This window comes from Corynebacterium kalidii (genome assembly GCF_022869005.1).
Classification (GTDB): domain Bacteria; phylum Actinomycetota; class Actinomycetes; order Mycobacteriales; family Mycobacteriaceae; genus Corynebacterium; species Corynebacterium kalidii.
This window is the reverse complement of sequence record NZ_JALIEA010000016.1, coordinates 159,031-183,498: the sequence shown is the minus strand read 5'-3', so window position 1 is coordinate 183,498 and position 24,468 is coordinate 159,031. Positions and strand designations below refer to the sequence as shown.

Sequence of the window (24,468 nt, the reverse complement as noted above, 5' to 3'; positions counted from 1 at the left end):
CAGCACGCCAGCAGTCGGGAGTCCTCCCGGACACGGGTCCAGACCACCGCGAGGGCGGTGAGTCCCAGGGCAAGCACGGCGCCCGCGAGAAGAAAAACGTACTCGTGCCCCTCCCACCCTGTCTCGAGCGGGGAGAATGCGACGACGACGTTAGCAGACCTGCGGTAAGCCGCGGCTCAGGAAAGGTGACGGAGGAAGCCCTCCGGCTCGCCGAGGAACCGGCGCCAGTTCTGCACGAGGGCCAGGTCGTCGTAATCCTTCCGGTGGATCCCCCGGTCGTCCAGTTCGAGGATGTCCGCCCCCGGTGCCGAGGCGAGAAGGGGCGAGTGGGTGGCGAGGACCACCTGCGACCCCCGTTCCAGGAGCTGCATGACCTGCGCGAGCAGCAGCAGGCACCCGTTGAAGGACAGGGCGGACTCGGCTTCGTCGAAGATCCACAGGCCCCTGATCCCCGACCGGTCGGTGATGTACTCGATGAAGGACTCGCCGTGGCTCTGGAAGCTGTGCAGTCCCCTGCTGCCGATGCCGTCCAGGTACGCGAAGTGGCCGTGCATCGTCTCGGCGCGGAGGAACACCCCTTTCCTCGGGGCCCCTCCTTCACGGACCAGGGTGAGGTTCTCCGCCAGCCCGGACTCCGTCCGCTGTGTCGTGTGCATCGCGTTGCGTGTGCCGCCCTCCGGATTCAGCCCGTAGGCCTCGGCGATCGCCTCGACCAGTGTGGACTTCCCCGACCCGTTCTCCCCGACGAGGACGGTGAGGTGGGTCAGGTCGAGGCCGTTGTCGAGGACGTCCCTGACCGCGGGGACGGTCGCCGGCCAGGCGGTCCGATCGGCGGGGTGGACACCGAGTTCCTGCACCCTGCGGACCGGAAGAGGACGGGGATAGGGCATGCCGCCGAGTGTACCGGCCCCGTCACCACCCCCGGTCGTCATGGAATCGGGACAGGTGTCGGACGGATCCGGGGGTGGTGACCGGACCGCAGCCTCCCCACCCTTTCCGAAACAGAACATTTCGGGTGGCCAACGGTGGCATAGTGGACGCCGCAACCATGTGTCAGGAGTCACAGCGCCGCCTGGGGCCACTGGCACGGCCACGTTCCCGAGTGTCCCCGAGTGTTCCCGAGTATCTAGGAGTCCCACCCCGTGGAGAAGCATTCCGTCCGCGTCCACCCCTCCGCCGAAGAGTTCCCGAAGAAGGAGCACCTGGCCTGGAAGGTCGCCGAGGTCGCCGCCGACCCGGTCGCCGTCCCGCAGGACTCCGCCGACATGGCCGTCAACCGCATCATCGACAACGCCGCCGTCGCCGTCGCGTCCGTGCTGCGCCGCCCGCCGTCGACGGCACGCTCCCAGGCCCTCAGCCACCCCTACTCCCCCGGCGCGACGGTCTTCGGGGTGCCCGGCACCTACTCGCCGGAGTGGGCCGCGCTGGCCAACGGCACCGCTGTACGCGAGCTCGACTTCCACGACACCTTCCTCGCCGCCGAGTACTCCCACCCGGGCGACAACATCCCGCCGATCCTGGCGACCGCCCAGCACAAGGGGCTGTCGGGCGCGGAGCTGGTCCGCGGCATCGTCACCGGCTACGAGATCCAGGTGGACCTGGTCAAAGGCATCTGCCTGCACGAGCACAAGATCGACCACGTGGCCCACCTCGGCCCGTCGGTGGCCGCCGGTCTGGGCACCCTGCTCACGCTCGACACCGAGACGATCTACCAGGCGGTCGGCCAGGCGTTGCACACCACCACCGCCACGCGTCAGTCCCGGAAGGGTCTGATCAGCTCGTGGAAGGCCTTCGCCCCGGCGTTCGCCGGCAAGATGGCCATCGAAGCCGTCGACCGTGCGATGCGTGGCGAGGGTGCGCCGTCGCCGATCTGGGAGGGCGAGGACGGTGTCATCGCCTGGATGCTGGACGGCAAGGACGCCGACTACACCGTGCCCCTGCCCGCACCGGGCGAGGAGAAGCGCGGCATCCTGGACACCTACACCAAGGAGCACTCCGCGGAGTACCAGTCCCAGGCCCCGATCGACCTGGCCCGCCGCATGGGCCGGCAGCTCCGCGAGCAGGGCCACTCCCTGGCCGACATCACCTCGATCGTGCTGCACACCAGCCACCACACCCACTACGTCATCGGCACCGGTGCCAACGACCCACAGAAGTTCGACCCGGACGCCTCGCGCGAGACGCTGGACCACTCGGTGATGTACATCTTCGCCGTCGCCCTGGAGGACGGCGAATGGCACCACGAGCGCAGCTACTCCCCGGAGCGCGCGCACCGCCCGGAGACCATCGCCCTGTGGAACAAGATCTCCACGGTCGAAGACCCCGAGTGGACCCGCCGGTACCACTCGTCCGACCCGGCCGAGAAGGCCTTCGGCGCCCGCGCGGTGATCACCCTGGCCGACGGCACCGTGCTCACCGACGAGTTGGCCGTCGCCGACGCCCACCCACTGGGAGCGCACCCGTTCACCCGCGAGCAGTACATCGCCAAGTTCCGCACCCTGGCCGAGGGCCTGGTCGACGACAAGGAACAGGACCGCTTCCTCACCGCCGCCGAGAACACCGCCTCCCTGGGCGCCGGGGAGCTCAACCAGCTCACCGTCACCTTCACCGACGAGCAGCTGGCACGTGCGCCGAAGATCCCCGGGGGACTGTTCTGACATGCCCGGCCTGTTCTCAAGCAACGTCACCCCCACCGAGCGGCGCCGCGCGTTCCGGGCGGCGCTGACCGGTGGCACGATCCAACGTCTCCCCGGTGCGTTCTCGCCGCTGGTGGCCCGCGCCATCCAGGACGCCGGCCTCGACGGCGTCTACGTCTCGGGTGCGGTCGTCGCCGCCGACCTGGCCCTGCCCGACATCGGGCTGACCACCCTCACCGAAGTCGCCGGACGCGCAGCCCAGATCGCCCGGGCGACCGACCTGCCCGTCCTGGTCGACGCCGACACCGGCTTCGGCGAACCGATGTCGGCGGCCCGTACCGTCAGCGAGCTCGAGGACGCCGGGGCCGCCGGCTGCCATCTGGAGGACCAGGTCAACCCGAAGCGCTGCGGCCACCTCGACGGCAAGGAGGTCGTGCCCACCGAGTTGATGCTGCGCCGGATCACCGCCGCGGTCAACGAGCGCCGCGACGACTCCTTCGTGATCTGTGCCCGCACCGACGCCGCCGGCGTCGAGGGCATCGACGCGGCCATCGAGCGGGCGAAGGCCTACGCCGACGCCGGGGCGGACCTGATCTTCACCGAGGCCCTGCACACCCCGGCGGACTTCGAGAAGTTCCGCGCGGCGGTCGACACCCCGCTGCTGGCGAACATGACCGAGTTCGGCAAGACCGAACTGCTCAGCGCGCAGACGCTGCAGGACATCGGGTACAACGCGGTGATCTACCCGGTGACCACCCTGCGCATCGCCATGGGCCAGGTCGAGGCGGCGCTGTCCGACCTCGCCGAGACCGGCACCCAGACCGCGTGGATCGACCGGATGCAGCACCGCTCCCGGCTGTACGAGCTGTTGCGTTACAGCGAGTACAACGCCTTCGACACCAACGTGTTCACCTACACCAACCCGGACGCCAGCCCAGACACCGACTAGAACCACCCCCACACACCGCCACACCACCGGAAAGGACCATTCCCGATGAGCGAGAACACCCCCGAGATCCGTAAAGGCCTCAACGGCGTCGTCGTCGACTACACCGCCGTGTCCAAGGTCAACCCGGAGACCAACTCCCTGACCTACCGCGGCTACCCCGTGCAGGAGCTCGTGGAGCACTGCAGCTTCGAGGACGTGGCCTACCTGCTCTGGAACGGTGAGCTGCCCACCTGGCGCCAAGCCCAGGAGTTCGGCCAGCGTGAGCGGGCGCTGCGCACCGTGAGCCGCGGGCTGCTGGACCTGATCAATTCCCTGCCGAAGACCGCCCACCCGATGGACGTCGTCCGCACGGCGGTGAGCTGGCTGGGCACGCAGGACGTCACGAACGAGGACAGCAGTTCCGACACCGTCCGCCGCACGGGCCTGAGCCTGCTGGCCAAGCTGCCGGTGATCATCGCCTACGACATGCGTCGCCGGCGCAACCTGGAGTTCATCGCCCCCTCGCGCACCCGCGACATCGCGTCGAACTTCCTGTACATGTGCTTCGGCGACGACCCGGACTCCCCGGCGAACAACATGGACGACGTCAAGGCGTTCGACCAGTCGCTGATCCTCTACGCCGAGCACTCCTTCAACGCCTCGACCTTCACCGGCCGGGTGATCACGTCGACCACCTCGGACGTCTACTCCGCGGTCACCGGCGCGGTCGGCGCGCTGAAGGGTGCGCTGCACGGCGGGGCGAACGAGGCCGTGATGCACAACTTCCTCGAGGTCGACGACCCGGCCAAGGCCGAGCAGTGGGTGCTGGACAAGGCCGACAGCAAGCAGAAGATCATGGGCTTCGGCCACCGCGTGTACAAAAAGGGCGACTCCCGGGTGCCGTCGATGGAGAAGGCGATGCGGCGCACCGCCGCCAACCACGACGGTGAGAAGTGGGTCCGCATGTACGACAACATGCAGGCCGCGATGGAGAAGCGCACGGGAATCCTGCCGAACCTCGACTTCCCCGCCGGACCGACCTACTACATGCTCGGCATCGACATCCCCTTCTTCACCCCCATCTTCGTGATGGCCCGGGTGGTCGGCTGGACCGCCCACATCGTGGAGCAGAACGAGTCGAACGCCCTGATCCGCCCGCTGAGCGCCTACAACGGCGAGGAGCAGCGGGTGGTCACGGACAATCTCGGACGCTGACCCCGCCTGAAATACCCCGGAACGCCCTGGGACACCCTCAGGACGCGCCCGTGCCGACGGCCACCACCGTCGGCACGGGCGCGTCGCCGTCTGCCCCCCGCTCCTCGACAGTGGCGTGGATCACCAGTAACCTGTGAGGCTGGTCTGACCACATTTTACTGACTGACACCGACAGCCCCGGAAAGGACGCCTCACATGGCTGCCCCCGCGAACCCCGCCGGCACCACGACACCACCCGCCGGCACCACGACACCACCCGCGTTCTCCAAGATCCTCGTCGCCAACCGCGGCGAAATCGCCGTCCGCGCCTTCCGCGCCGCCTACGAGACCGGCGCGGCCACCGTCGCGGTCTACCCCAGGGAAGACCGCAACTCCTTCCACCGCTCCTTCGCCGACGAGGCCGTCCGCATCGGCACCGAAGGCTCACCGGTCAAGGCCTACCTCGACATCGACGAGATCATCCGTGCCGCCAAGCAGACCGGCGCCGACGCGGTCTACCCCGGGTACGGCTTCCTCTCCGAGAACGCGACCCTGGCCCGCCGATGCGCCGAGAACGGCATCACCTTCATCGGCCCGTCCCCGGAGACCCTGGACCTCACCGGCGACAAGTCCGCCGCCGTCGAGGCCGCCAAAGCCGCCGGCCTGCCGATCCTCGACGACTCCGCGCCCAGCGCCGACATCGACGAGCTGGTCTCCTTCGCCGAGGGCCGCACCTACCCGCTGTTCGTCAAGGCCGTCGCCGGTGGTGGCGGACGCGGCATGCGCTTCGTCGCCTCCCCCGACGAGCTGGCGACCAAGGCCGCCGAGGCCTCCCGTGAGGCCGCCGCGGCGTTCGGTGACGGCCGGGTCTACATCGAGCGTGCGGTGGTCAACCCGCAGCACATCGAGGTCCAGATCCTCGGCGACACCCAGGGCAACATCATCCACCTGTTCGAGCGTGACTGTTCCCTGCAGCGCCGGCACCAGAAGGTCGTGGAGATCGCCCCGGCCCAGCACATCTCCGAGGAGCTGCGCCAACGGATCTGCGCCGACGCGGTGCGGTTCTGTGAGTCGATCAACTACTACGGTGCCGGGACCGTGGAGTTCCTCGTCGACGAGAACGGCAACCACGTGTTCATCGAGATGAACCCGCGTATCCAGGTCGAGCACACCGTCACCGAGGAGGTCACCTCCGTCGACCTGGTGAAGTCGCAGATGAACATCCTCGCCGGGGCGTCCCTGGAGGACCTGGGACTGACCCAGGACAGCATCCAGCTGCGCGGTGCGGCGCTGCAGACCCGCATCACCACCGAGGACCCGTCGAACGGTTTCCGCCCCGACACCGGCACCATCACCGCCTACCGCTCCCCGGGTGGCGCGGGTGTGCGCCTCGACGGGGCGGCGTCGCTGGGTGGGGAGATCACCGCGCACTTCGACTCGATGCTGGTGAAGATGACCTGCCGTGGGGCCGACTTCGCCCAGGCGGTCACCCGTGCCCAGCGCGCCCTGGCCGAGTTCACCGTCTCCGGGGTGGCCACCAACATCGGTTTCCTGCGCGCACTGTTGCGCGAGGAGGACTTCCGGAACACCCGGATCGCCACCTCGTTCATCGCCGACCACCCGTGGCTGTTGGCCGCCCCGCCGGCCGACGACGAGGGGGGCCGACTGCTCGACTACCTGGCCGACGTCACCGTCAACCGGCCCAACGGCCGACGTCCGACGGACATCGTCGCGCGCCGTAAGCTGCCGGCCGTCGTCCCCCAGCGCGACGCGACGTCCGCCGGCGAGGGCACCGTGACCCCGCCGATGCCGGCGGGCACCCGCGACCGGCTCCTCGAGGTCGGCCCCGCCGAGTTCGCCCGCCAGCTGCGCGCACAGGAGGCCCTGGCCGTCACCGACACCACCTTCCGCGACGCCCACCAGTCCCTGCTGGCCACCCGGGTGCGCACCACCTCCCTGCTGTCCGCGGCCGACGCCGTCGCCCGGCTCACCCCGGAACTGCTGTCGGTGGAGGCCTGGGGCGGGGCAACCTACGACGTCGCCCTGCAGTTCCTGCACGAGGACCCCTGGGAGCGCCTCGACCAGCTGCGTAGCGCGATGCCGAACACGAACATCCAGATGCTGCTGCGTGGGCGCAACACCGTCGGCTACACCCCCTACCCGGACGTGGTCTGCCGGTCGTTCGTCGCCGAGGCCGCGAAGAGCGGGGTGGACATCTTCCGCATCTTCGACGCGCTCAACGACATCGACCAGATGCGCACCGCCATCGACGCGGTCCTGGAGACGGGCACGGGTGTCGCCGAGGTCGCGATGGCCTACGCCGGGGACCTCTCGAACCCGGCCGAGGACCTCTACACCCTGGACTACTACCTGCGCCTGGCCGAGCAGATCGTCGACTCCGGGGCGCATGTCCTGGCGATCAAGGACATGGCCGGACTACTGCGCCCGGCCGCGGCGTCCACCCTGGTCACCGCCCTGCGGTCCAACTTCGACCTGCCGGTGCACGTGCACACCCACGACACCGCCGGCGGCCAGCTGGCGACCTACCTCGCCGCGGCGCACGCCGGGGTGGACGCGGTCGACGGTGCTGCCGCGTCGATGGCCGGGACCACCTCCCAGCCGTCGCTGTCGGCGATCGTCGCCGCCTTCGCGAACACCGGGCGTGACACCGGCATCAGCCTGGACGCGGTGAACTCCCTGGAGCCGTACTGGGAGGCCGTGCGCAGCCTCTACAGCCCCTTCGAGTCCGGGCTGGCCGGGCCGACCGGGCGGGTGTACCGCCACGAGATCCCCGGTGGGCAGCTGTCCAACCTGCGCACCCAGGCGACCGCACTGGGGCTGGGTGACCGGTTCGAGCTGATCGAGGACGCCTACGCCGAGGTCAACGACCTGCTGGGTCGTCCGACGAAGGTCACCCCGTCCTCGAAGGTCGTCGGGGACCTGGCGTTGCACCTGGTCGGCGCCGGTGTGACCGTCGAGGAGTTCGCCGCCGACCCGCAGCGCTACGACATCCCCGCCAGTGTGATCGCCTTCCTGCGTGGCGAGCTGGGCACCCCGCCCGGCGGCTGGCCCGAACCGCTGCGCACCAAGGCGTTGGAGGGCCGCGGGCCCACCGCCTCGCGGGTCACCGAGGTCCCGGACGAGGAGGAGGGGCACCTCAACGGCGACTCCTCCGGGGAGCGTCGCGCCGCGCTGAGCCGTCTGCTGTTCCCGAAGGAGTCGGAGGGCTTCGCCGAGCATGCACGCCAGTTCGGTGACGTGTCCGTGCTCACCGACCGGCAGTTCTTCTACGGCCTCGAGGAGGGCGAGGAGACGGTGGTGCGCATCAAGGGCAGCACGCCGATGGTGGTCCGTCTGGACGCCGTCGGCGAGCCCGACGAGAAGGGCATGCGCCAGGTGGTGATGAACGTCAACGGCCAGATCCGCCCGATGCGGGTGCGCGACCGGTCGGTGGAGTCGGTCACCGCGGCGGCCGAGAAGGCCGACCCGTCCCTGGCCGGGCACGTCGCCGCACCGTTCGCCGGCGCGGTGACGGTGACCGCGAAGGTCGGTGACACGGTGTCCGCCGGTGACGTGGTGGCGGTGATCGAGGCGATGAAGATGGAGGCGTCGATCACCGCCCCGGTCGACGGCACCGTGGCCCGTGTGGTGATGAGCCAGCCGACGAAGGTGGAGGGCGGCGACCTGCTCGTCGTCGTGGAGTAGGCCGCCGGGTCACAGGGCGGGTCCCCGCGACCCGTCCACGACCCGCTTCATCACCATGGTGGAGTTCAGCCGTTCCACCCCGGGGAGGGTGCCCAGGACGGTGTCGTAGAGCTCCTGGAAGCCGGTCATGTCGCTGGTCAGCGTGCGCAGGATGTAGTCGGTCTCCCCGAACAGGCGCTCGGCGGAGACGATCGCCGGCTCGTCGGTGACCGCGTCCTCGAAGGCGGCGACGGTGGCCTGGTCCGTCCGGCCCATGGTCACCATGACCAGCGCCTCGAAGGTCAGTCCGAGCGCCCCCGGGTCCACCGCGGCGTGGTAGCCGCGGATCACCCCGGTGTTCTCGAGCTCACGTAGCCGACGGTGGCACGTCGACACGCTCAACAGGGCCCGGTCGGCGAGGTCGGTGACACTCATCCGGCCGTCGTCCTGAAGCAGTGAAATAATCTTCCGGTCTATCGCGTCCATGGTAGATATTATCCCATAAACACCGCGTCTTGCGCGGAAACTTCGAAACACATTCGGACTGACCTGCAATAAGATTCCATATCATGGAAGTTACTCTGGTCCTGCAGTTCGCCGTCATGTCCGCACTACTGACCATGGTGCCCGGCGCCGACTGGGCGTACGTCATCAGCACCGGCACCCGGAACCGGTCGGTGGTTCCCCCGGTCCTCGGGATCGCCAGCGGATACGTCGTCCTCGTCGCCGCCGTCGCCGTGGGGGTCGGCGCCCTGGTGTCCACCCACCCGGACATCCTCACCGCGGTGACGCTGGTCGGCGCGTGCTTCATCACCTACCTGGGTGTGAGCACCCTGCTGAGTCTGCGCGGCGCCGACGGCGCGCTGCTGCTGACCGACGAGGCGCCGTCGACGGACGGCACCAGCCGGCTGCAGCTGTACCTGCGGGGCATGGGGGTCAGCGGCATCAACCCGAAGGCGATGATGATGCTGCTGGTCCTCCTGCCGCAGTACCTCACCCCCGACGGGTGGGGATCCACCGCCCAGACCGGGCTCCTCGGCAGCATCTTCATCCTCGAGGTCGTGGTGATCTACTTCGGCGTGGCCGTCTTCGCCCGCTCGATGCTGGTCGGACGCCCACGCCTGAACACCGTGGTCACGGCGTTCTCCGGCATCCTGCTCACCGGCTTCGGGGTGTGGCTGCTGCTCGACACCCTCGTGTTCTAGAGGATCTCCGCCGGGCGGTAGGCCGCCGCGTCCGGGTGCGCGGCGACCAGGACGTCGATCCTGGCCAGGACGCGGTCCACCTGGTCCTCGGCCGCGCCGATGAACGCGTGACGGTCTGCGAGCGCGGCCGTCAGCGCGTCCTCGTCCAGCGGCAGCCGCCCGTCGGCCGCCAGTCGCTGGACGAGGTCCTGGTCGCCGCCGTTCTCCCGCATGTTCAGCGCCACCGCGACGGCGTTCTCCTTGATCACCTCGTGAGCGGTCTCCCGTCCCACCCCGGCACGCACCGCGGCCATGAGGATGCGGGTGGTGGCCAGGAACGGCAGGTAGCGCTCGAGTTCCCGGTCGATCATCGCCGGGAAGGCGCCGAACTCGTCGAGGACGGTGAGGAACGTCTCGCACATGCCGTCGAAGGCGAAGAAGGCGTCCGGCAGGGCGACGCGGCGCACCACCGAGCAGAAGACGTCCCCCTCGTTCCACTGGGAACCGGCCAGGTCCGAGGCCATGGTCATGTAGCCGCGCAGGATGATCTGCATGCCGCCGACGCGCTCACAGGAGCGGGCGTTCATCTTGTGCGGCATGGCCGACGAGCCGACCTGCCCCTCCTTGAACCCCTCGGTGACGGTCTCGTTGCCGGCCATCAGACGGATGGTCATCGACAGCGACGACATGGCGGCGCCCAGCTCCACCAGGGCCGACAGGGCGTCGAAGTCGAGCGACCGCGGGTACACCTGGCCGACGGAGTCGAAGATCCGGGCGAAGCCGAGCTCCCCGGCGATGGTCTGCTCGAGGGAGGCGAGCTTCTGCGGGTCGCCGCCGAGCAGGTCCAGCATGTCCTGGCTGGTGCCCATCGGCCCCTTGACGCCGCGCAGCGGGTAGCGGTCCAGGAGGTTCTCGATGCGCTCGATGCCCACCATCAGCTCGTCCGCGGCGGAGGCGAACCGCTTGCCCAGGGTGGTCGCCTGTGCCGCGACATTGTGGGAACGCCCCGCCATCACCAGGGACCTGTAGGCCGCGGCGTGGCGTCCGATGTGTGCGAGGACGGCGACGGCCTTGTCGCGGGCGATGGTCAGCGACCGGTGGATCTGCAGCTGCTCGACGTTCTCGGTGAGGTCGCGGCTGGTCATCCCCTTGTGGATGTCCTCGTGACCGGCCAGCGCGTTGAACTCCTCGATGCGTGCCTTGACGTCGTGCCGGGTGACCTTCTCGCGCTCCGCGATGGAGTCGAGGTCGATGGTGCCGATGACGTCCTCGTAGTCGGCGACCGCCTCGTCGGCGATGTCGACGCCCAGGTTCTTCTGGGCCTTCATCACCGCGATCCACAGGCGCCGCTCCATGAGGATCTTGTCCTCCGGGCTCCAGATGGCGGTGAGTTCAGCGGAGGCGTAGCGGTTCGCCAGGACATTCGAGATCTTCTTTTTGTCAGCCACGGCACCCAGTATCCCATAACCGGATGCGGCTGTGGTCACCTGTGAGGCGGTGGCGACCCCTCCGGTTCCGTGGACATACCGGCCCGAAATAACCAAGGCAATGCTACCCTTTCCTCATGAAGATCCTCCGCGCGGTTGGCGCGATCCTGGTACCGGCGGTCGCCGTCGGTCTGTCCCTCGGTTCCTGCTCCTCCGACACCGGTGACGACACCGGCGCGTCCGGTGCTTCAGGTACCTCCGGTTCGTCCGACCCGGCGGCCACGTCGCAGGCGTTCCCCGTGACCGTGGAACACCACCGGGGGTCCACCGAGATCCCCGAGGCCCCGCAACGCATCGTCGCCCTCGACAACGCCTTCCTGGACTACGCCGTGGACCTCGGCGGAACCGTGGTCGGGGTGTCCGACATCGGCGCCGACCTCGTCCCGGGCTACCTCGACGCCGACCAGGCCGCCCGCGCCGCCGGAGTGGAGTCGGTGGGGAGCATCGCCGAACCCCAGCTGGAGAAGATCGCCGCGCTGGAACCCGACCTCATCCTGTCGTCCGAGGTCCGCCACGGTGAGTACTACGACCGACTCGCCGAGATCGCCCCCACCGTGTTCAGCGAGGACACCGGCGACACCTGGCAGGAGAACTACCTGTTGACCGGCGAAGCCCTGGGGAAGAAGGAGCAGGCGCAGGAGCGCCTGGACGCACTGCACGACCGCGCCGGACGCATCGGCGACCGGATCCGGGCCAAGGCCGGGGCCGACACAGGGGCCGACGCAGGGGACGACGCCGGGGCCGACCTACCGGACACCAGCATCGTCCGCATCCGCGACGCGAACACCATCCGGCTCTACGGCGAAGACACCTTCTCCGGCTCGGTCCTCGCGATGGTCGGCCTGCCCCGGCCCGCCAACCAGGAGTCCGGCTACCCCGGCCAGGACTACGGGATGTACGTGGTGTCACAGGAGAACCTGGACCAGGCCGAGGCCGACCTGCTCCTCGTGGCCGTCCCGGAGGAAGGCTCCGAGAAGGCCGGCGAATGGGCGGAGATCTCGGATGCCGTCCTCGGGTCCTCCACGTGGACGTCCTTCGACGGCCGCAAAGTCGACGTCGACGAAGGAACCTGGATGACGTCGGTCAGCCCACTCGGCGCCGACCACATCCTCACCGACGTCGCGGAGATCTTCGACGTCGACGGGGAGTGACCTCCTCCCGGCCACTCCACTGGGTCACTCGTGGATGGATCCGTCGGCGTCACTGACGCGGGTGACCTCTTCTCCGTTGCGCAGCACGATCTGCAGGCCGTGCTCGGGTTCCCACTCACATTCGTTCTCGGTGACGACGAACCATTCGCCGGTCTCGTCGTCCCTCTCCACGGTCGCCGCCGTCCCCAGGGTCACGAAGTCCCAGACCTCGGACGGGTCGGCGATCTCCGGGATGCCGTACTCCTCGCGTTCGTCGTCGGAGAAGTCCTCCGTGGCCTCCCGGTAGTACGCGAACACCAGGGGCGTGGCGTCCTTGAGCGCCCTCTCCGACAACGACCGGAAGTTCGACAGGCACATCGCGAGCTGGTCCAGGTCGACGTCCTCCCTGTCGTGCACGACGGTGAACTCCACCTCGTCGCCCACCAGGTCGACACTCATCGACGCCGTCCACTCACCGCCACTGTCGCTGAACTCCCCGTGTCCCGGGATCTCGATAGTCATGCCGCCACCCTACCGACCAGCCTGGCACACCGGGCACCAGTAGATCTTCCGCGCGGCCATCTCCCCCAGCTCCACCGGCGTCCCGCAGACCAGACACGGCAGACCGGCCCGACGGTAGACGTACACCTCGCCGCCGTGGTCGTCCTTGCGCGGCTCACGCCCCATCGCCTCCGGTGTGTGTTCGTCGCGGACGGTGTCGATCCGGCCGTGCTCCAGGCCGTAGTCCATGAGGTCGACCATGTCGTCCCAGATCTCCTGCAGCTCCCCCTCGGAGAGGGACTTCCCCGGCAGGTTCGGGTCGATCCCGGCGCGGAACAGGGCCTCGGTGCGGTAGATGCTGCCGACACCTGCGTACATCGTCTGGTCCATCAGCAGCGCGCCGACAGGTTTCGACGACCGACGCGTGCGGGCGAAGGCGCGCTGCCGCTTCTCCTCGTTGAGGATCCCGTCGTCCGACGTGCCGCCGACGGGGCGCAGTGGGTCGACACCCAGCTTCGCCAGCGCCGCGTCCTCCTCCGCCGGTCCGATGACGACGCAGCGCTGCGGGCCACGCAGGTCGGCGGCGACCGCACCGTCGTCGATACGCAGCCGGACCTGGCCGCGCGGTTCAGCGGCGGGCTCCAGGGCGAAGGTGCCGATCAGGCCGAGGTGGATGTGGATGATCCGGGCGTCCGGTGCGGTGGCGTCTCCGAAGTGCAGGAACAGGTGCTTCCCCCACGCCTCCGCTCCGGCGAAAACCGTCCCGTCCAGGGACGCCGCCTCCGTGGCGAACCGTCCCTGCGGGGACGAGACGTGTACGGGCGTCCCGGCGAACTGCGCGGTCAGGTCGCGGGCGAGGCGGTGGATCACATGACCTTCAGGCATCAGGTGTCAGCGCCCGTCGGGGTCATTGCCGCGGATCCGGTCGACCTGGCGGTCCGCGAGGTCCATGAGGATCTGAGGCTCGTCGATACCGCTCGCGTCCACCCGGAAGGCCACCCCCTCGACCGTGCCGACGACGACAGACATGGGGTTGTCGCCGGCCTGGGACTCCGTGTCCCTGACCACGGTGATCACGTGCACGTCCTCGGCGCCCACGATCTCGGCGTCCGTGACCTGCGCATGCAGCGTGACCGGAGGCATCTCCCTATCGAGATCGGAACTCTGGGTGAACGTCTCGCAGTCGGCGAAGTCGTCCGGCATCGCCATCCCGGTGTTCTCCGGGTCCGTCGAGACCATCGCGTTGACCACTCCCGGGTCCGTGCTGTCCTGCGGCAGGAACCCGGCGGCCGCCGTCGTCTCGGGGTTCGCGTGGAGCACCGCCAGCATCGACACCACCGACGGCGCGATCGACGCGCACTGCTCGGGGTCCGTCACCACCGCATCGGCGGACTCCAGCAGTTCGGCCATGTCGCCTTCGTCACCGTCGTCCAGGGTCTCCGAAGCGTCGCTCCATTCCCATCCTGCCGGTGTGTCGGAGTCCGTGAGCATCATGTCGGACGGATCCTTCGACGTGGCCGACGTGGTGCCGGAGTCGTCACCGGAGGTGCACGCCGCTACCGAGACCAGCAGACCTGCGGCCGTCAACGCGGCACATGTGCGGCGGAGAATCGTGTCAGTCATCCGTCCAGGTTATCCGGTTCAGTGCCCGGGGACCGTGATGCGCCCCTCGACCGCCGCCAGGCCGATGTCCGTGCGGAAGTGCCCGCCCGGCAACGAGATCCGGTCCAGTTCCTCGTAGGCGGCGGCGCGTGCCTCCTCGAGGGTGGCGCCGGTACCGATCACGTTGAGCACACGGCCGCCGGCGGAGACCAGCGTCCCGTCCTTCTCGGCGACACCGGCCGCGCGGACACCGCGGGCCTCGTCCCCGGCGGCGGCACCGGTGATCTCCACACCGGTGACCGGGGTCCCCGGGTAGTTCTCCGCGGCGAGCACCACGGTGACCGCGTACCCGTCCCGCCACTCCAGCGGCGGGAGCTGGTCCAGCGTCCCGGTGGCGACCGCGTTGAGCACCCCGCCCAACGGGGTGGTCAGCAGGTCGAGGACCGCCTGGGTCTCCGGGTCGCCGAAGCGGCAGTTGAACTCGACCACCGCCGGGCCGTCCGTCCCCCACGCGAGCCCGGCGTACAGCAGCCCGGAGAACGGGCAGCCCTCCTTGACCATCTGCGCCGCCACGGGTGCGACGACCTCGTCGACGATGGTCTGCACACCGTCCTGCGGCAGCCACGGCAGCGGGGTGTAGGCGCCCATGCCGCCGGTGTTCGGGCCCTCGTCGTTGTCGCCGACGCGCTTGTGGTCCTGCGCGGGGAGCAGCGGCACCACCGTCTCGCCGTCGACCAGGCAGAACAGGGAGATCTCGGGGCCGTCGAGGAAGCTCTCCAGCAGCACCGGGTTGCCTGCGGCGTGGACGTGGCGGACGTGCTCGAGCGCTGCGTCGCGGTCCGGGGTGACGACGACACCCTTACCGCCGGCGAGGCCGTCGTCCTTCACGACCCAGGTGGGACCGAACCGGTCGACCGCCGCGGCGATGTCCTCCTCCGTGGCACCGGGCAGGACGGACTCCGCGTGGGCGGTCTTCACGCCTGCGGCGGCCATGATCTCCTTGGCGAAGGCCTTGGACCCCTCGATGCGGGCGGCGGAGCCCGACGGGCCGAACACCGCGAACCCGGCGTCGCGGAGGACGTCCGCCACCCCCGCGACGAGGGGGATCTCCGGTCCGACGACGACCAGGTCCGCCGCGAGTTCCCCGGCGAGGGCGAGCACGGCGTCCGCGTCGTCCCCCTTGATCCCGGGGTGCAGTGTGGCGACCCCTGCCAGACCGGGGTTACCGGGTGCGACGTGCACCTCGCTGACCTCGGGATCAGTGGACAGTGAATAGGCCAGGGCGTGTTCGCGGGCTCCGTTGCCGATGACGAGTGTGCGCATGGCTGTCCAGTTTAGCCGCTACGATCGACGGCATGGCTTCCGTATTCAGCAGCATCATCGCCGGCGACCTTCCCGGCCGCTTCGTCTACCGGGACGACACCGTCGCCGCCTTCCTCACCATCGAGCCCGTGGCCTACGGTCACACCCTGGTCGTTCCGGTGGAGGAGGTCGACAAGTGGACCGACCTGGAGCCGTCGCTGTGGGCGCACCTCAACGAGGTCGCCCAGCACGTCGGCGCCGCGATCGTGGACCGGTTCGACGTCCCCCGCGCCGGCTACCTCATCGCCGGGTTCGAGGTCCCCCACGCCCACATCCACGTCTTCCCCGCCGCCGACATGTCCGGCTACGACCTGTCGCAGGCACTCGGGATGAACGACACCGACCCGGGGAAGATGGACGAGGCCGCCGAGAAGATCCGTGCCGGTCTCCGGGACCGGGGAGTCGACGTAAGCACCCTCTGATGCAGGACGAGATCGACGCGATCGCCAAGGCGATCGCCGACGCCGAGGCCGACGCCCAGCAGGCGCAGCAGGAGCAGTTCCAGTCCGCCCCGGGCAAGGTGATCCTCAACCAGCTCTCCCAGTTCACCGACGGGGTGCGCAACACCCTGGAGTTCCCGGCACGCCTGCTGCCCCGCACCCCGCAGCTGCCCGGTGGCAGCAGCTACCTGCCCATCGGTGCGCGGCAGTACTCCGTCGGCTTCGTCGACGACCTGTGGCACGCCCGCCCCACCGCGGACCGGCCCTATCCGGTGGTCCTGCTGCACGGCACGATCTCGTCGAAGAACGCCTGGCAGAACCTCGTGGTCTCCCTCCGGGAGAAGGGGTGGGTGGTCTTCGCACCCGACTACGGTGTCCACGGCACGCAGGACGTGGTGACCTCGGCACGGGACGTCGCCGCCTACCTCGACCAGGTGCTGGCCGCCACCGGGGCAGAGAAGCTCGATATCGTGGGGCATTCCCAGGGCGGGCTGATCGCCCGGTACTGGATCAACGAGATGGACGGTGCCGACAAGGTCCACCACCTGGTGTCCCTGTCGTCCCCGCACCACGGCACCACGGTCCGTGGGCTGCTCGCCTCGGTGATCACCGCCAGTGAGACCACCGTGCGCGTGGCCGAGGCGGTGGTCAGCAGGATGATGGGGCCGGCGGGGATGCAGCAGGTGGTGGGGTCACCGCTGATCGAGACGATGACCAGCGGACGGGAGACCCGTCCTGGCATCCGCTACTCGTGCCTGGCCACCCGCAACGACACCACCGTCGTCCCGTTCGAGACCGCGTTCCTGGCACCGGACTCCGGGGACGGTCCCGGCGGCCCGGCACGGGTGTGGAACGCCTTCCTGCAGGACCACGGGGTCAGCCGGGTGCGGCACGACGAGATGCCGGCACATCCGGAGGTCCAGGAGCTCGTCGTGAAGATCCTCGACGAGGGGCTCCGGGACTGAGTGTCGCGGGGTGAGGCACAGTAGAGGGATGCGTCCACCACAACCACCACTCGTCGGCCGTCTGCTCGACCGGTTCCCGCAACCCGCGACCCCGTGGGAAGATTCCCCCTGGTCCTCCGACAGCACCCGGTCGACCCCGGTCGTCCTGGTGCACGGCACGGCGGGGAGCCGCGACAACTTCCAGCGGATCGTCCCGGTGCTCGAGGACACCGGACGCCCGGTCCTGTCCGTCTCCTACGGGCACCGTGGCACCGGCGGCCTGCTGGCCTCCCTCGACGAGGTCGTCGAGCAGCTCACCGGCATCACCGGACGTGTCGGCCGCGTCGACCTGGTCGGTCACTCCCAGGGCGGTCTGCTCGCACTGGCCGCCACCGGAGTGATGCAGGGCCGGACGGGACGCCGGCCCGTCGGGCATGTCGTCGGTCTCGCCGCGGACTTCCGCGGGGTGGGACGCCCCTGGTTCCGGCCTCCGGAGAGCCGGGTGCTCCACCGACTCGACCAAGCGCTGCTGCCGGCCCTGGCGGACCAGCTCGTGGGGTCCCCGGCGCTCCGGACCGTCCTGGACCACACCCTCGGGACGGCGGTGCCCGTCACCCAGATCATCACCCGGGGCGACTGGATCGTCCCCGAGGCACGGGCCCGCGCCCTCGCCGCCGCCGACCCGTTGACCGGTCTACCTGCGCATCCGGGCCCGGTCCGGGTGGTCGGTGTCCAGGACCGCTATCCGCAGGCACGCATCAACCACGCGGTGCTCCCCCACCACCGCATCGTCGGCACGCTGGTCGCCGAGGCGTTGGAGACACCGCCCGAGGTCACCGGCCCCAGGAGTCCCGGCCAGAATCCCAATCCGGGTCCCGGTCCGGGGCGCGGTCGACCGGGGGATCTGTAGGGGCGTCCCCCGTTTCGCCGGTGTCACCAGTGGCACCTGTCCGGCCGGTGTCACCGCTGACGCCGTCGGTGTCACCAATCTCGTCACCGACCTCCTCGCCGATCTCGTCCCCCACCTCGTCGTCGGGGTCGTCCCCGGCGTCATCGTCGTCACGCCACACCGGTAGCAGGATGCGGAACGTCGTCCCCTCCCCCAACTCGCTCTCCACGGTGATGGTGCCGTTGTGGCGTTCGATCAGCCGCTTGACGATCGACAGTCCCAGACCCGAACCACCGGACAGGCGGGACCGCGACACGTCGGCGCGGTAGAACCGCTCGAACAGGTGCGGGACGTCCTCGGCGGAGATCCCGTCACCGTCGTCGATGACCTCGACGGCGAGGGTGTCGTCGTCCGGGCGGCTCAGCCGGATCGTGACCGCGGCGTCCTCCCCGGCGTGGCGCATCGCGTTGGTCACCAGGTTGCCGACGACCTGGTGCAGGTGGGCGCTGTCGCCCACGGTGACCGGAACGGACCTGGCCTCGTTCCGCACGCTCACCGACCGGCCGGGGAACCCGACCCGGGCGTTCTCCGCGGCGGACAGGCAGATCTCCAGCATGTCCACCGGGTCCTCACGCATCGGGCGTCCCTCGTCCATCCGCACGAGCGTGAGCAGGTCCTCCACCAGCAGGCTCATCCGTCCCGCCTCCGCGGCGATCCGGTCGATGACCATGTCCGGGTTGTCGGTGGCACCCGACCGGTACAGGTCGGCGTAGCCGCGCACGCTCGTCAACGGCGTGCGCAGTTCGTGGGAGGCGTCGCCGATGAACCTGCGCATCGAGGCCTCGGCCTCGCGTGCCTGGCGTTCGGAGTCGTTCACCGCGATGAACGCCCCCTGGATCTGGGCGAGCATCCGGTTCAGCGCGACGGACAACCGGCCGACCTCGGTCTTCGGCGACCAGGCGGGCACACGCTGGTCCAGGTGGCCCCGCGCGATCCGTCCGGCGGTCTGCTCCACCTGGTACAGCGGCTGCAGGGCCCGTCTGACCAGGAACAGGCTGGCCGCGGTGACCGAGACGAGGATCAGCAGGCTGATGGCGATGAGCATGGTGGTCATCCCGCTCATGATCTTCGACTCACCGTCCATGGGCAGGGCGAAGACGGTCACCCCACCGTCCTCGTTGGACACAGCGGCGGCGCGCCACGGCGCCGAGGACGCCGAGTTCGCCACCGCCGGGACGGTCACCGGACGCGTCGGCTCGGTGATCGACGAGACGTCCGGCAACGAGTCGTTGACACTGTTCGGTCCGGTGGTCTGGCAGGCGTCGCCCGGCAGGCCCCAGTACATCTTCGACGGTGGCCGCAGCAGACGCATCTGGTCGTGCGACTGGTAGGTGTTCCGGCACGGGGACTCGGTGATCCCCGCCGCCCACACGGCGCTTTCCTGGAGTTGCTCGTCGACCCGGTCAGTGAGGAAGCGCTGCATCATCCCGGTCACGACCGTGCCGGACACGGTGAGCCCCAGTGCGGTGAGCACCGCGATGACCAGCACCAGGGAGACCCGGAGCGGGTAGTGGGACAGGAAGACCCCCGGGTACTGCCGGCTCGCCCGTCGGGCGCCAGCCCTGATCCTGCCGGGACCAGCCATCAGCTGCGTGGCAGTCGCAGGACGTAGCCCACGCCACGCACCGTGTGGATCAACCGGGGGTCCTGGGTGTCGATCTTCCTGCGCAGGTAGGAGACGTAGGATTCGACGACGTTGCCGTCACCGCCGAAGTCGTACTCCCACACCGCGTCGAGGATCCGCGACTTCGGCACCACCACCTCGGAGTTGACCAGCAGGTACCGTAGCAGCTTGAACTCCGTCGGCGACAGATCGACGACCTTGCCGGCCTTGGTGACCTCGTGCATGTCGTCGTTGAGGGTGATGTCGGCGTAGGTGATCAGGGAGGAGTCGTCGTCCTCCGCCGGCTGGACCCGTCGCAGGATCACCCGCAGCCGGGTGATCACCTCCTCCAGGGCGAACGGCTTGGTGACGTAGTCGTCGGCACCGATCGTCAGGCCGTGGATCCGGTCGTCCACCCCGTCCTTCGCGGTGAGGAACAGCACCGGGGCCTCGTGCCCGTCCTCACGCAGCTTGTTGAGCAGGGTGAACCCGTCCATCCCCGGCATCATGACGTCGAGGATGAAGGCGTCGGGACGGAAGGTCTTGGCGATCTCCCGGGCCGTCGCGCCGTCCGCGGCCGTCCTGACCTCGAAGTCCTGGAACTCCAGACGGGCCTTGATGAGGTCGGCGATATTGGCCTCGTCGTCGACGACGAGGACCTTCACGGGCTGTGCGCCGTGTGCACCGTGGCCGGAGTTGCTGGAATTGTTCGACAGAGGCACGTTCATATCTCCCTAGTCTGCCCCGGCGAACCGGGTTTTTCATGCTGGGCACATCCAGGGTACCTGTGAGTTCGGCAGGTTTCCGATGGGCCTCCGGTGGGCCTCCACTGGCCCTCCGGTGGCCTTCCGCCGAGCGGACACGCCTACACGCCGGGGCAAAACTAGCCCGACGCCCTCGTCAAGGGATAGTATGGCCCCCGTGAACACTCGCAAAGCACCTGCACACCACAACGGCCCCACCCGCACCATCCGTCGTCGGGCCGCCGCGCTCGGCATCGCGGCCGTCACCGCCCTCGGCATCGGCGCCGCCGGAGCCGGCACCGCCACCGCCGCCCCGACCCTGCCCGCCCTGCCCGCCCTGCCCGCCGCCGGCGACATCGCCCTCCCCGGCCCGGACGAGATCAACGAGATGGTCCGCGACGGTGTCCTCGACGCGCATGACGCGGCCCTGCTGCAGGCCGGGAAGGTCCCCGAGCAGTTCCGGGACGCCTACGAGAAGGGTGTCCGGGATCTCGCCGACCTCGTCGCCCCGGGGGCCGTCCAGGAGCGTCAGGACGCCCGCGACGCCGCCGAGCGTGCCGCCGCAGCCGCCCGCGCCGAGCGTGAGGCACGTGCCGCCGCCGCACAGCGACGTGCCAGCACCAACAACACCCCCTGCCCCGCCTCCGCCCGCGTCTGCGTGGACATCGACGGTAAGCGCACCTGGCTGCAGCGTGGTGGCGAGACCTCCTACGGCCCGGTGAGCATGTCCCCGGGCAAGCCGGGTCAGGATACCCCGCGTGGCAACTTCACCGTGCAGTACAAGGTGAAGGACGAGATCAGCCGCGAGTTCAACAACGCGCCGATGCCGTACGCCGTCTACTTCACCAACAACGGCCACGCCTTCCACCAGGGAACCCTGAACACCCAGTCCGCCGGCTGCGTGCGACTGAACAACCAGGACGCGGTCACCTACTTCAACGCCCTCAACCCGGGCGACCAGGTGTTCATCTACTGATGACCGGCTCGCCCGGACCAGCTGCCGCGCTGCGCTACCGGCTCGCCGTCGAGGCCGACCGGGAGTTCCTGCGGGCCCTCTACATCCTCACCGACCAGTGGGGTGACGAGGACCGGCCCGTCAGCGACGGCATCGAGGAGGAGCTCGCCGCATACGTGGGGAAATGGACCCCGGAGCAGCCCGGGATCATTCTCGAGGACACCGGTACCGCCACCCCGACACCGGTCGGCGGAGCCTGGCTCCGCACCTTCACCGCCGACGACCCGGGCGCCGGTTTCGTCGCCGACGGTATACCGGAGGTCGCCGTCGCGATCCGTCCGGACTACTCGGGCCACGGCCGCGGCACCGCCCTGATGTCCGAGATGCTGGAGACGGCGCGGGCCGCCGGGTTCCCCGCCGTCTCCCTCGCCGTGGACCTGGGCAACGACCGGGCCCGCCATGTCTACGCCAAACTGGGTTTCGTCGACAGCACCGCCAACGGCGGGCTGGACCCCAGTGGCCACTGCCACGTGATGGTCCGCTACTTCGACTGACCCGCGGCCTTCACTGCGTTTACTCCGTTCACGGCGTTCACGGCGTTTTCTGCACTGATCAGGCACATCGGCACGCCGACCCCGGGGGTCGTGGTCGACCCCGCGTAGAAGAGGTTGGCCACCGCCCGTGACCGGTTGGTGCCGCGCATGAACGCCGACTGGGTCAGGGTATGCGCCAACCCCAGCGCCCACCCCCGCCAGGAGTTGTGGCGTTCGGCGAAATCCGCCGGGCCCAGCGTCCTGCGCACGACCACGCGGTCGACGAGGTCGGGGATCCCGGCACGCTCCGCGATCAGCTCCAGCGTCGCATCGGCGATCGCGTCCACGGTCTCCCGGTCCATGCGGGGGTCGCATTCGACCGGCACCAGGACGAAAAGGTTCTCGTGCCCCTCGGGGGCGACGTCCGGGTCCGTCGCCGAAGGCCGGGACACGTACACCGACCGTGACGCCTGCCGTCCGCCCACCGACGCGGAGTCGAAGACCGCGGCGAAGTCGTCGGTCCAGTCCTCGCTGAAGATCAGCGTATGGTGCGCCAGTTCAGGGAGCCGACCGTCGACCCCGAGCATCACCACCACCGCCCCGACACCGGGGTCGGCCCGACGCCACCGTCGTTCCGGATAGGTCTGCAACCCCGGCGGCAGCAGCGCGGTCTCGGTGTGGTGCAGGTCGGCGGCACTGACCACGATGTCCGCGGGGAGGAACTCCCCGGCGCCGTCGGCCGTGCGCACGGTGACTCCCTGCGCCCGTGCCGAGGACCACCGCGCCGTCAGACGTCCCACCGCCGGGACGTGCCGTAACGGGTTCGCCCGCCGACGGTCGGTGACGATGCCGGTGACCTCCGTCCCGGTCCGCACGCTCACCCCGTGGTCCACCGCCAGCCGGCGCAACGCCTCGACCACCGCGGCAAATCCGCCTGCCGGGTACCGCACCCCCTGCACCAGGTCGGTGTAGCTCATCAGCTGGTACAACGCCGGCGTCGCCGACGGGCGGGAGGAGAGGAACACCGCGGGGTAGCTCAGGATCTGGCGCAGGCGCCGGTCCCGGAACCGCCGGTCCACCAGGTTCTCCAGTGACCCCGTCAGCAGCCGGACCAGGCGGACGGCGCGACGCAGCACCGCGGCCCCCAGAAACGGCGCCGGTGAGGAGAAGTCCGTGTAGAGGAACCGGTCCACCGCGATCCGGTAGGTGTCGGCCGCCTCCGCGAGGTAGCGCCGGAGCTCCTCCCCCGCGCCTGGTTCGAGGGACTCGAAGAGCTCCACCACGGCGTCCTCGCCGACCGGGACGTCCACCGGGTCCAGTCCCTCGGGGAGGAGCCGGTAGCCCGGCGAGAGCTCCTGCAGGTCCAGCTGCTGCTGCGTGGAGGTCCCCATCAGCGAGAAGAACCGGTCGAACGCCTCGGGCATCAGGTACCAGCTCGGACCGGTGTCCCAGCGGAACCCCGGGGCCTCGTCGACGGTGAGGGAACCGGCACGGCCACCCACCGCCGTCCCCCGCTCCAGCAGCGTGACCGCGTAGCCACGCCGGGCCAGCAGGCCCGCGGTCGCCAGGCCCGCGGCCCCGGCCCCGATCACGACGGCGTGGCCCTCCCCGCTGCCGCCCACCCGCCCGCTCAACGCCGGCTCCCGGTGAACCCGCCGCTGCACCCGCCGCTGAACCCCCGGCTGAACCCGCGGGCTGTCTCCCGTGCCGTCTCCCTGGCGGTCAGTGCCGCCTTGACCGCGGCGGGGACCCGGACGCGGGTGTACCGGATCTCCTCCGGCGGGGTCCGACGCAACCGCGCGGAGAGCTCCTCGTACAGTGCCGCGGCGGCGGCCACCCCAGCCCGGCACCCTCCCGGCAGCGACGGGATGCGCTGCCGTCCGGCGGCGATACCGGCGTCCACGTCGTCCAGGACCCGGTCACGGACCGCCACGGTCAACGGGCCTTCCTGCAGTTCCGGCAGGTAGGAACGCCCCAGGACATCCTCGTCGTCGCCGAGGTCGCGGAGGAAATTCACCTTCTGGAACGCCGCCCCCAGGGCCGCCGCCCCCTCCTCCAGCCAGACACGGTGGCCCTCCGGTACCGGTGCGGAGTGCGCGAGGAAGATGTCCAGGCACATCAGGCCGATGACCTCCGCCGAGCCGTGGATATAGCGGGCCATGCTCTCCCGGTCGTGCACGTCGCGGACGATGTCGCTGCGCATCGAGGAGAAGAAGTCCGCCATGTGCCCCGGGTCGATCCGGCACCGGGCAGCGGTCTGACCCCACGCGTGCAGCACCAGGTCCGTGTGGAACCCCGTCTCCGGGGCGGCGAGGACCTGCGCCTCGTAGGCGTCCAGGACGCCCCGCGGGTCGTCGCACCCCGACGCCGCCCCGTCGACGATCTCGTCGGCGATCCGGACCACGGCGTACAGGTTCCGGACGTCCTGCCTGACCCCGTCCGGCAACAGACGCGTGGCCAGGGAGAAGGACGTGGAGTAGCGGCCGATCACGGTTGCGGAGACCCGCTCGGCGAGGGCCGCGTACATCCCGGCGGCGGCGGTGCTGCGACGGGGAGTTCGAGTGTTCATCGACTGACAGAGTACCCGCCCGCA

At 69.7% G+C, this 24,468-nt stretch carries 22 protein-coding genes; 11 read left to right on the top strand and 11 right to left on the bottom strand.

Going from position 1 to position 24,468, the window contains the following annotated elements; all coding sequences use genetic code 11:
• Positions 1 to 176: 176 nt before the first annotated feature.
• A complete protein-coding gene (locus MUN33_RS10440; protein ID WP_244804849.1) occupies positions 177 to 890 on the bottom strand; it encodes an AAA family ATPase in 714 nt (237 codons plus the stop codon).
• Positions 891 to 1,142: 252 nt separating this feature from the next.
• Here MUN33_RS10440 and prpD point away from each other — a divergent pair, with 252 nt between their 5' ends.
• The 4 genes from prpD to MUN33_RS10420 all read left to right on the top strand — a co-directional run bounded on the left by prpD (position 1,143) and on the right by MUN33_RS10420 (position 8,463).
• On the top strand, positions 1,143 to 2,657 hold the full coding sequence (gene prpD / locus MUN33_RS10435) for a 2-methylcitrate dehydratase PrpD (protein WP_244804848.1): 1,515 nt from the start codon (positions 1,143 to 1,145) through the stop codon (positions 2,655 to 2,657).
• A gap of 1 nt (position 2,658) precedes the next feature.
• A complete protein-coding gene (prpB, locus tag MUN33_RS10430; RefSeq protein WP_244804847.1) occupies positions 2,659 to 3,585 on the top strand; it encodes a methylisocitrate lyase in 927 nt (308 codons plus the stop codon).
• A gap of 45 nt (positions 3,586 to 3,630) precedes the next feature.
• Complete coding sequence (locus tag MUN33_RS10425; protein ID WP_244804846.1) at positions 3,631 to 4,779, top strand: bifunctional 2-methylcitrate synthase/citrate synthase; 1,149 nt, start codon at positions 3,631 to 3,633, stop codon at positions 4,777 to 4,779.
• A 195-nt stretch (positions 4,780 to 4,974) separates the two neighbouring features.
• On the top strand, positions 4,975 to 8,463 hold the full coding sequence (locus MUN33_RS10420) for a pyruvate carboxylase (RefSeq protein WP_244804845.1): 3,489 nt from the start codon (positions 4,975 to 4,977) through the stop codon (positions 8,461 to 8,463).
• Positions 8,464 to 8,472: 9 nt separating this feature from the next.
• Here MUN33_RS10420 and MUN33_RS10415 read toward each other — a convergent pair whose 3' ends face one another.
• On the bottom strand, positions 8,473 to 8,928 hold the full coding sequence (locus tag MUN33_RS10415) for an Lrp/AsnC family transcriptional regulator (protein ID WP_244804844.1): 456 nt from the start codon (positions 8,926 to 8,928) through the stop codon (positions 8,473 to 8,475).
• 83 nt (positions 8,929 to 9,011) lie between these two features.
• Here MUN33_RS10415 and MUN33_RS10410 point away from each other — a divergent pair, with 83 nt between their 5' ends.
• Positions 9,012 to 9,647 carry a LysE family translocator gene (locus MUN33_RS10410; RefSeq protein WP_244804843.1) on the top strand — a complete coding sequence of 212 codons (636 nt, stop codon included), beginning with the start codon at positions 9,012 to 9,014 and terminating at the stop codon, positions 9,645 to 9,647.
• Here MUN33_RS10410 and purB read toward each other — a convergent pair.
• Entirely contained in the window at positions 9,644 to 11,074 is a 1,431-nt protein-coding gene (purB, locus tag MUN33_RS10405; RefSeq protein WP_244804842.1) for an adenylosuccinate lyase, read from the bottom strand. The genes MUN33_RS10410 and purB overlap by 4 nt on opposite strands.
• A 116-nt stretch (positions 11,075 to 11,190) precedes the next feature.
• Here purB and MUN33_RS10400 point away from each other — a divergent pair, with 116 nt between their 5' ends.
• Positions 11,191 to 12,264 (top strand): ABC transporter substrate-binding protein, encoded by a 1,074-nt coding sequence (locus tag MUN33_RS10400; RefSeq protein ID WP_244804841.1) that lies wholly within the window; start codon positions 11,191 to 11,193, stop codon positions 12,262 to 12,264.
• 24 nt (positions 12,265 to 12,288) lie between these two features.
• Here MUN33_RS10400 and MUN33_RS10395 read toward each other — a convergent pair whose 3' ends face one another.
• From MUN33_RS10395 to purD, 4 genes are read right to left on the bottom strand one after another with little or no spacing between them, the layout of a single operon-like run.
• Positions 12,289 to 12,765, bottom strand: coding sequence for a DUF6985 domain-containing protein (locus MUN33_RS10395; RefSeq protein WP_244804840.1), 477 nt, complete (start codon positions 12,763 to 12,765; stop codon positions 12,289 to 12,291).
• Positions 12,766 to 12,774: 9 nt separating this feature from the next.
• On the bottom strand, positions 12,775 to 13,629 hold the full coding sequence (locus MUN33_RS10390) for an Fpg/Nei family DNA glycosylase (RefSeq protein ID WP_244804839.1): 855 nt from the start codon (positions 13,627 to 13,629) through the stop codon (positions 12,775 to 12,777).
• Between the two features lie 6 nt (positions 13,630 to 13,635).
• Complete coding sequence (locus MUN33_RS10385) at positions 13,636 to 14,367, bottom strand: hypothetical protein (RefSeq protein ID WP_244804838.1); 732 nt, start codon at positions 14,365 to 14,367, stop codon at positions 13,636 to 13,638.
• An 18-nt stretch (positions 14,368 to 14,385) separates the two neighbouring features.
• Complete coding sequence (purD, locus tag MUN33_RS10380; RefSeq protein WP_244804837.1) at positions 14,386 to 15,669, bottom strand: phosphoribosylamine--glycine ligase; 1,284 nt, start codon at positions 15,667 to 15,669, stop codon at positions 14,386 to 14,388.
• 32 nt (positions 15,670 to 15,701) lie between these two features.
• Here purD and MUN33_RS10375 point away from each other — a divergent pair, with 32 nt between their 5' ends.
• From MUN33_RS10375 to MUN33_RS10365, 3 genes are read left to right on the top strand one after another with little or no spacing between them, the layout of a single operon-like run.
• The gene (locus tag MUN33_RS10375) at positions 15,702 to 16,130 is read left to right on the top strand and encodes an HIT family protein (RefSeq protein WP_244804836.1); all 429 of its coding nucleotides are present in this window, start codon (positions 15,702 to 15,704) and stop codon (positions 16,128 to 16,130) included.
• Entirely contained in the window at positions 16,130 to 17,113 is a 984-nt protein-coding gene (locus MUN33_RS10370; RefSeq protein WP_244804835.1) for an esterase/lipase family protein, read from the top strand. The genes MUN33_RS10375 and MUN33_RS10370 overlap by 1 nt, the downstream gene beginning before the upstream one ends.
• A 28-nt stretch (positions 17,114 to 17,141) precedes the next feature.
• Entirely contained in the window at positions 17,142 to 18,002 is an 861-nt protein-coding gene (locus tag MUN33_RS10365) for an alpha/beta hydrolase (RefSeq protein ID WP_244804834.1), read from the top strand.
• Here MUN33_RS10365 and MUN33_RS10360 read toward each other — a convergent pair.
• Together MUN33_RS10360 and MUN33_RS10355 are read right to left on the bottom strand one after the other, a co-directional pair.
• Positions 17,926 to 19,626, bottom strand: coding sequence for a sensor histidine kinase (locus tag MUN33_RS10360; protein WP_244804833.1), 1,701 nt, complete (start codon positions 19,624 to 19,626; stop codon positions 17,926 to 17,928). The two genes, MUN33_RS10365 and MUN33_RS10360, sit on opposite strands and share 77 nt — an antisense overlap.
• Positions 19,626 to 20,372: a response regulator transcription factor gene (locus MUN33_RS10355; RefSeq protein WP_244804832.1), complete on the bottom strand. Its 747-nt coding sequence runs from the start codon at positions 20,370 to 20,372 to the stop codon at positions 19,626 to 19,628. Before MUN33_RS10355 ends, MUN33_RS10360 begins: the two co-directional genes overlap by 1 nt.
• A gap of 193 nt (positions 20,373 to 20,565) precedes the next feature.
• On the opposite strand from MUN33_RS10355, the gene MUN33_RS10350 reads away from it, so the two are divergent.
• Both MUN33_RS10350 and MUN33_RS10345 read left to right on the top strand, forming a co-directional pair.
• Positions 20,566 to 21,363, top strand: coding sequence for a L,D-transpeptidase (locus tag MUN33_RS10350; RefSeq protein ID WP_244804831.1), 798 nt, complete (start codon positions 20,566 to 20,568; stop codon positions 21,361 to 21,363).
• Positions 21,363 to 21,896: a GNAT family N-acetyltransferase gene (locus MUN33_RS10345; protein WP_244804830.1), complete on the top strand. Its 534-nt coding sequence runs from the start codon at positions 21,363 to 21,365 to the stop codon at positions 21,894 to 21,896. The genes MUN33_RS10350 and MUN33_RS10345 overlap by 1 nt, the downstream gene beginning before the upstream one ends.
• Here the strand turns inward: MUN33_RS10345 and crtI are convergent.
• The gene (crtI, locus tag MUN33_RS10340) at positions 21,884 to 23,497 is read right to left on the bottom strand and encodes a phytoene desaturase family protein (RefSeq protein WP_244804895.1); all 1,614 of its coding nucleotides are present in this window, start codon (positions 23,495 to 23,497) and stop codon (positions 21,884 to 21,886) included. The genes MUN33_RS10345 and crtI overlap by 13 nt on opposite strands.
• An 8-nt stretch (positions 23,498 to 23,505) precedes the next feature.
• Entirely contained in the window at positions 23,506 to 24,444 is a 939-nt protein-coding gene (locus MUN33_RS10335; RefSeq protein ID WP_244804829.1) for a squalene/phytoene synthase family protein, read from the bottom strand.
• Positions 24,445 to 24,468 lie beyond the last annotated feature (24 nt).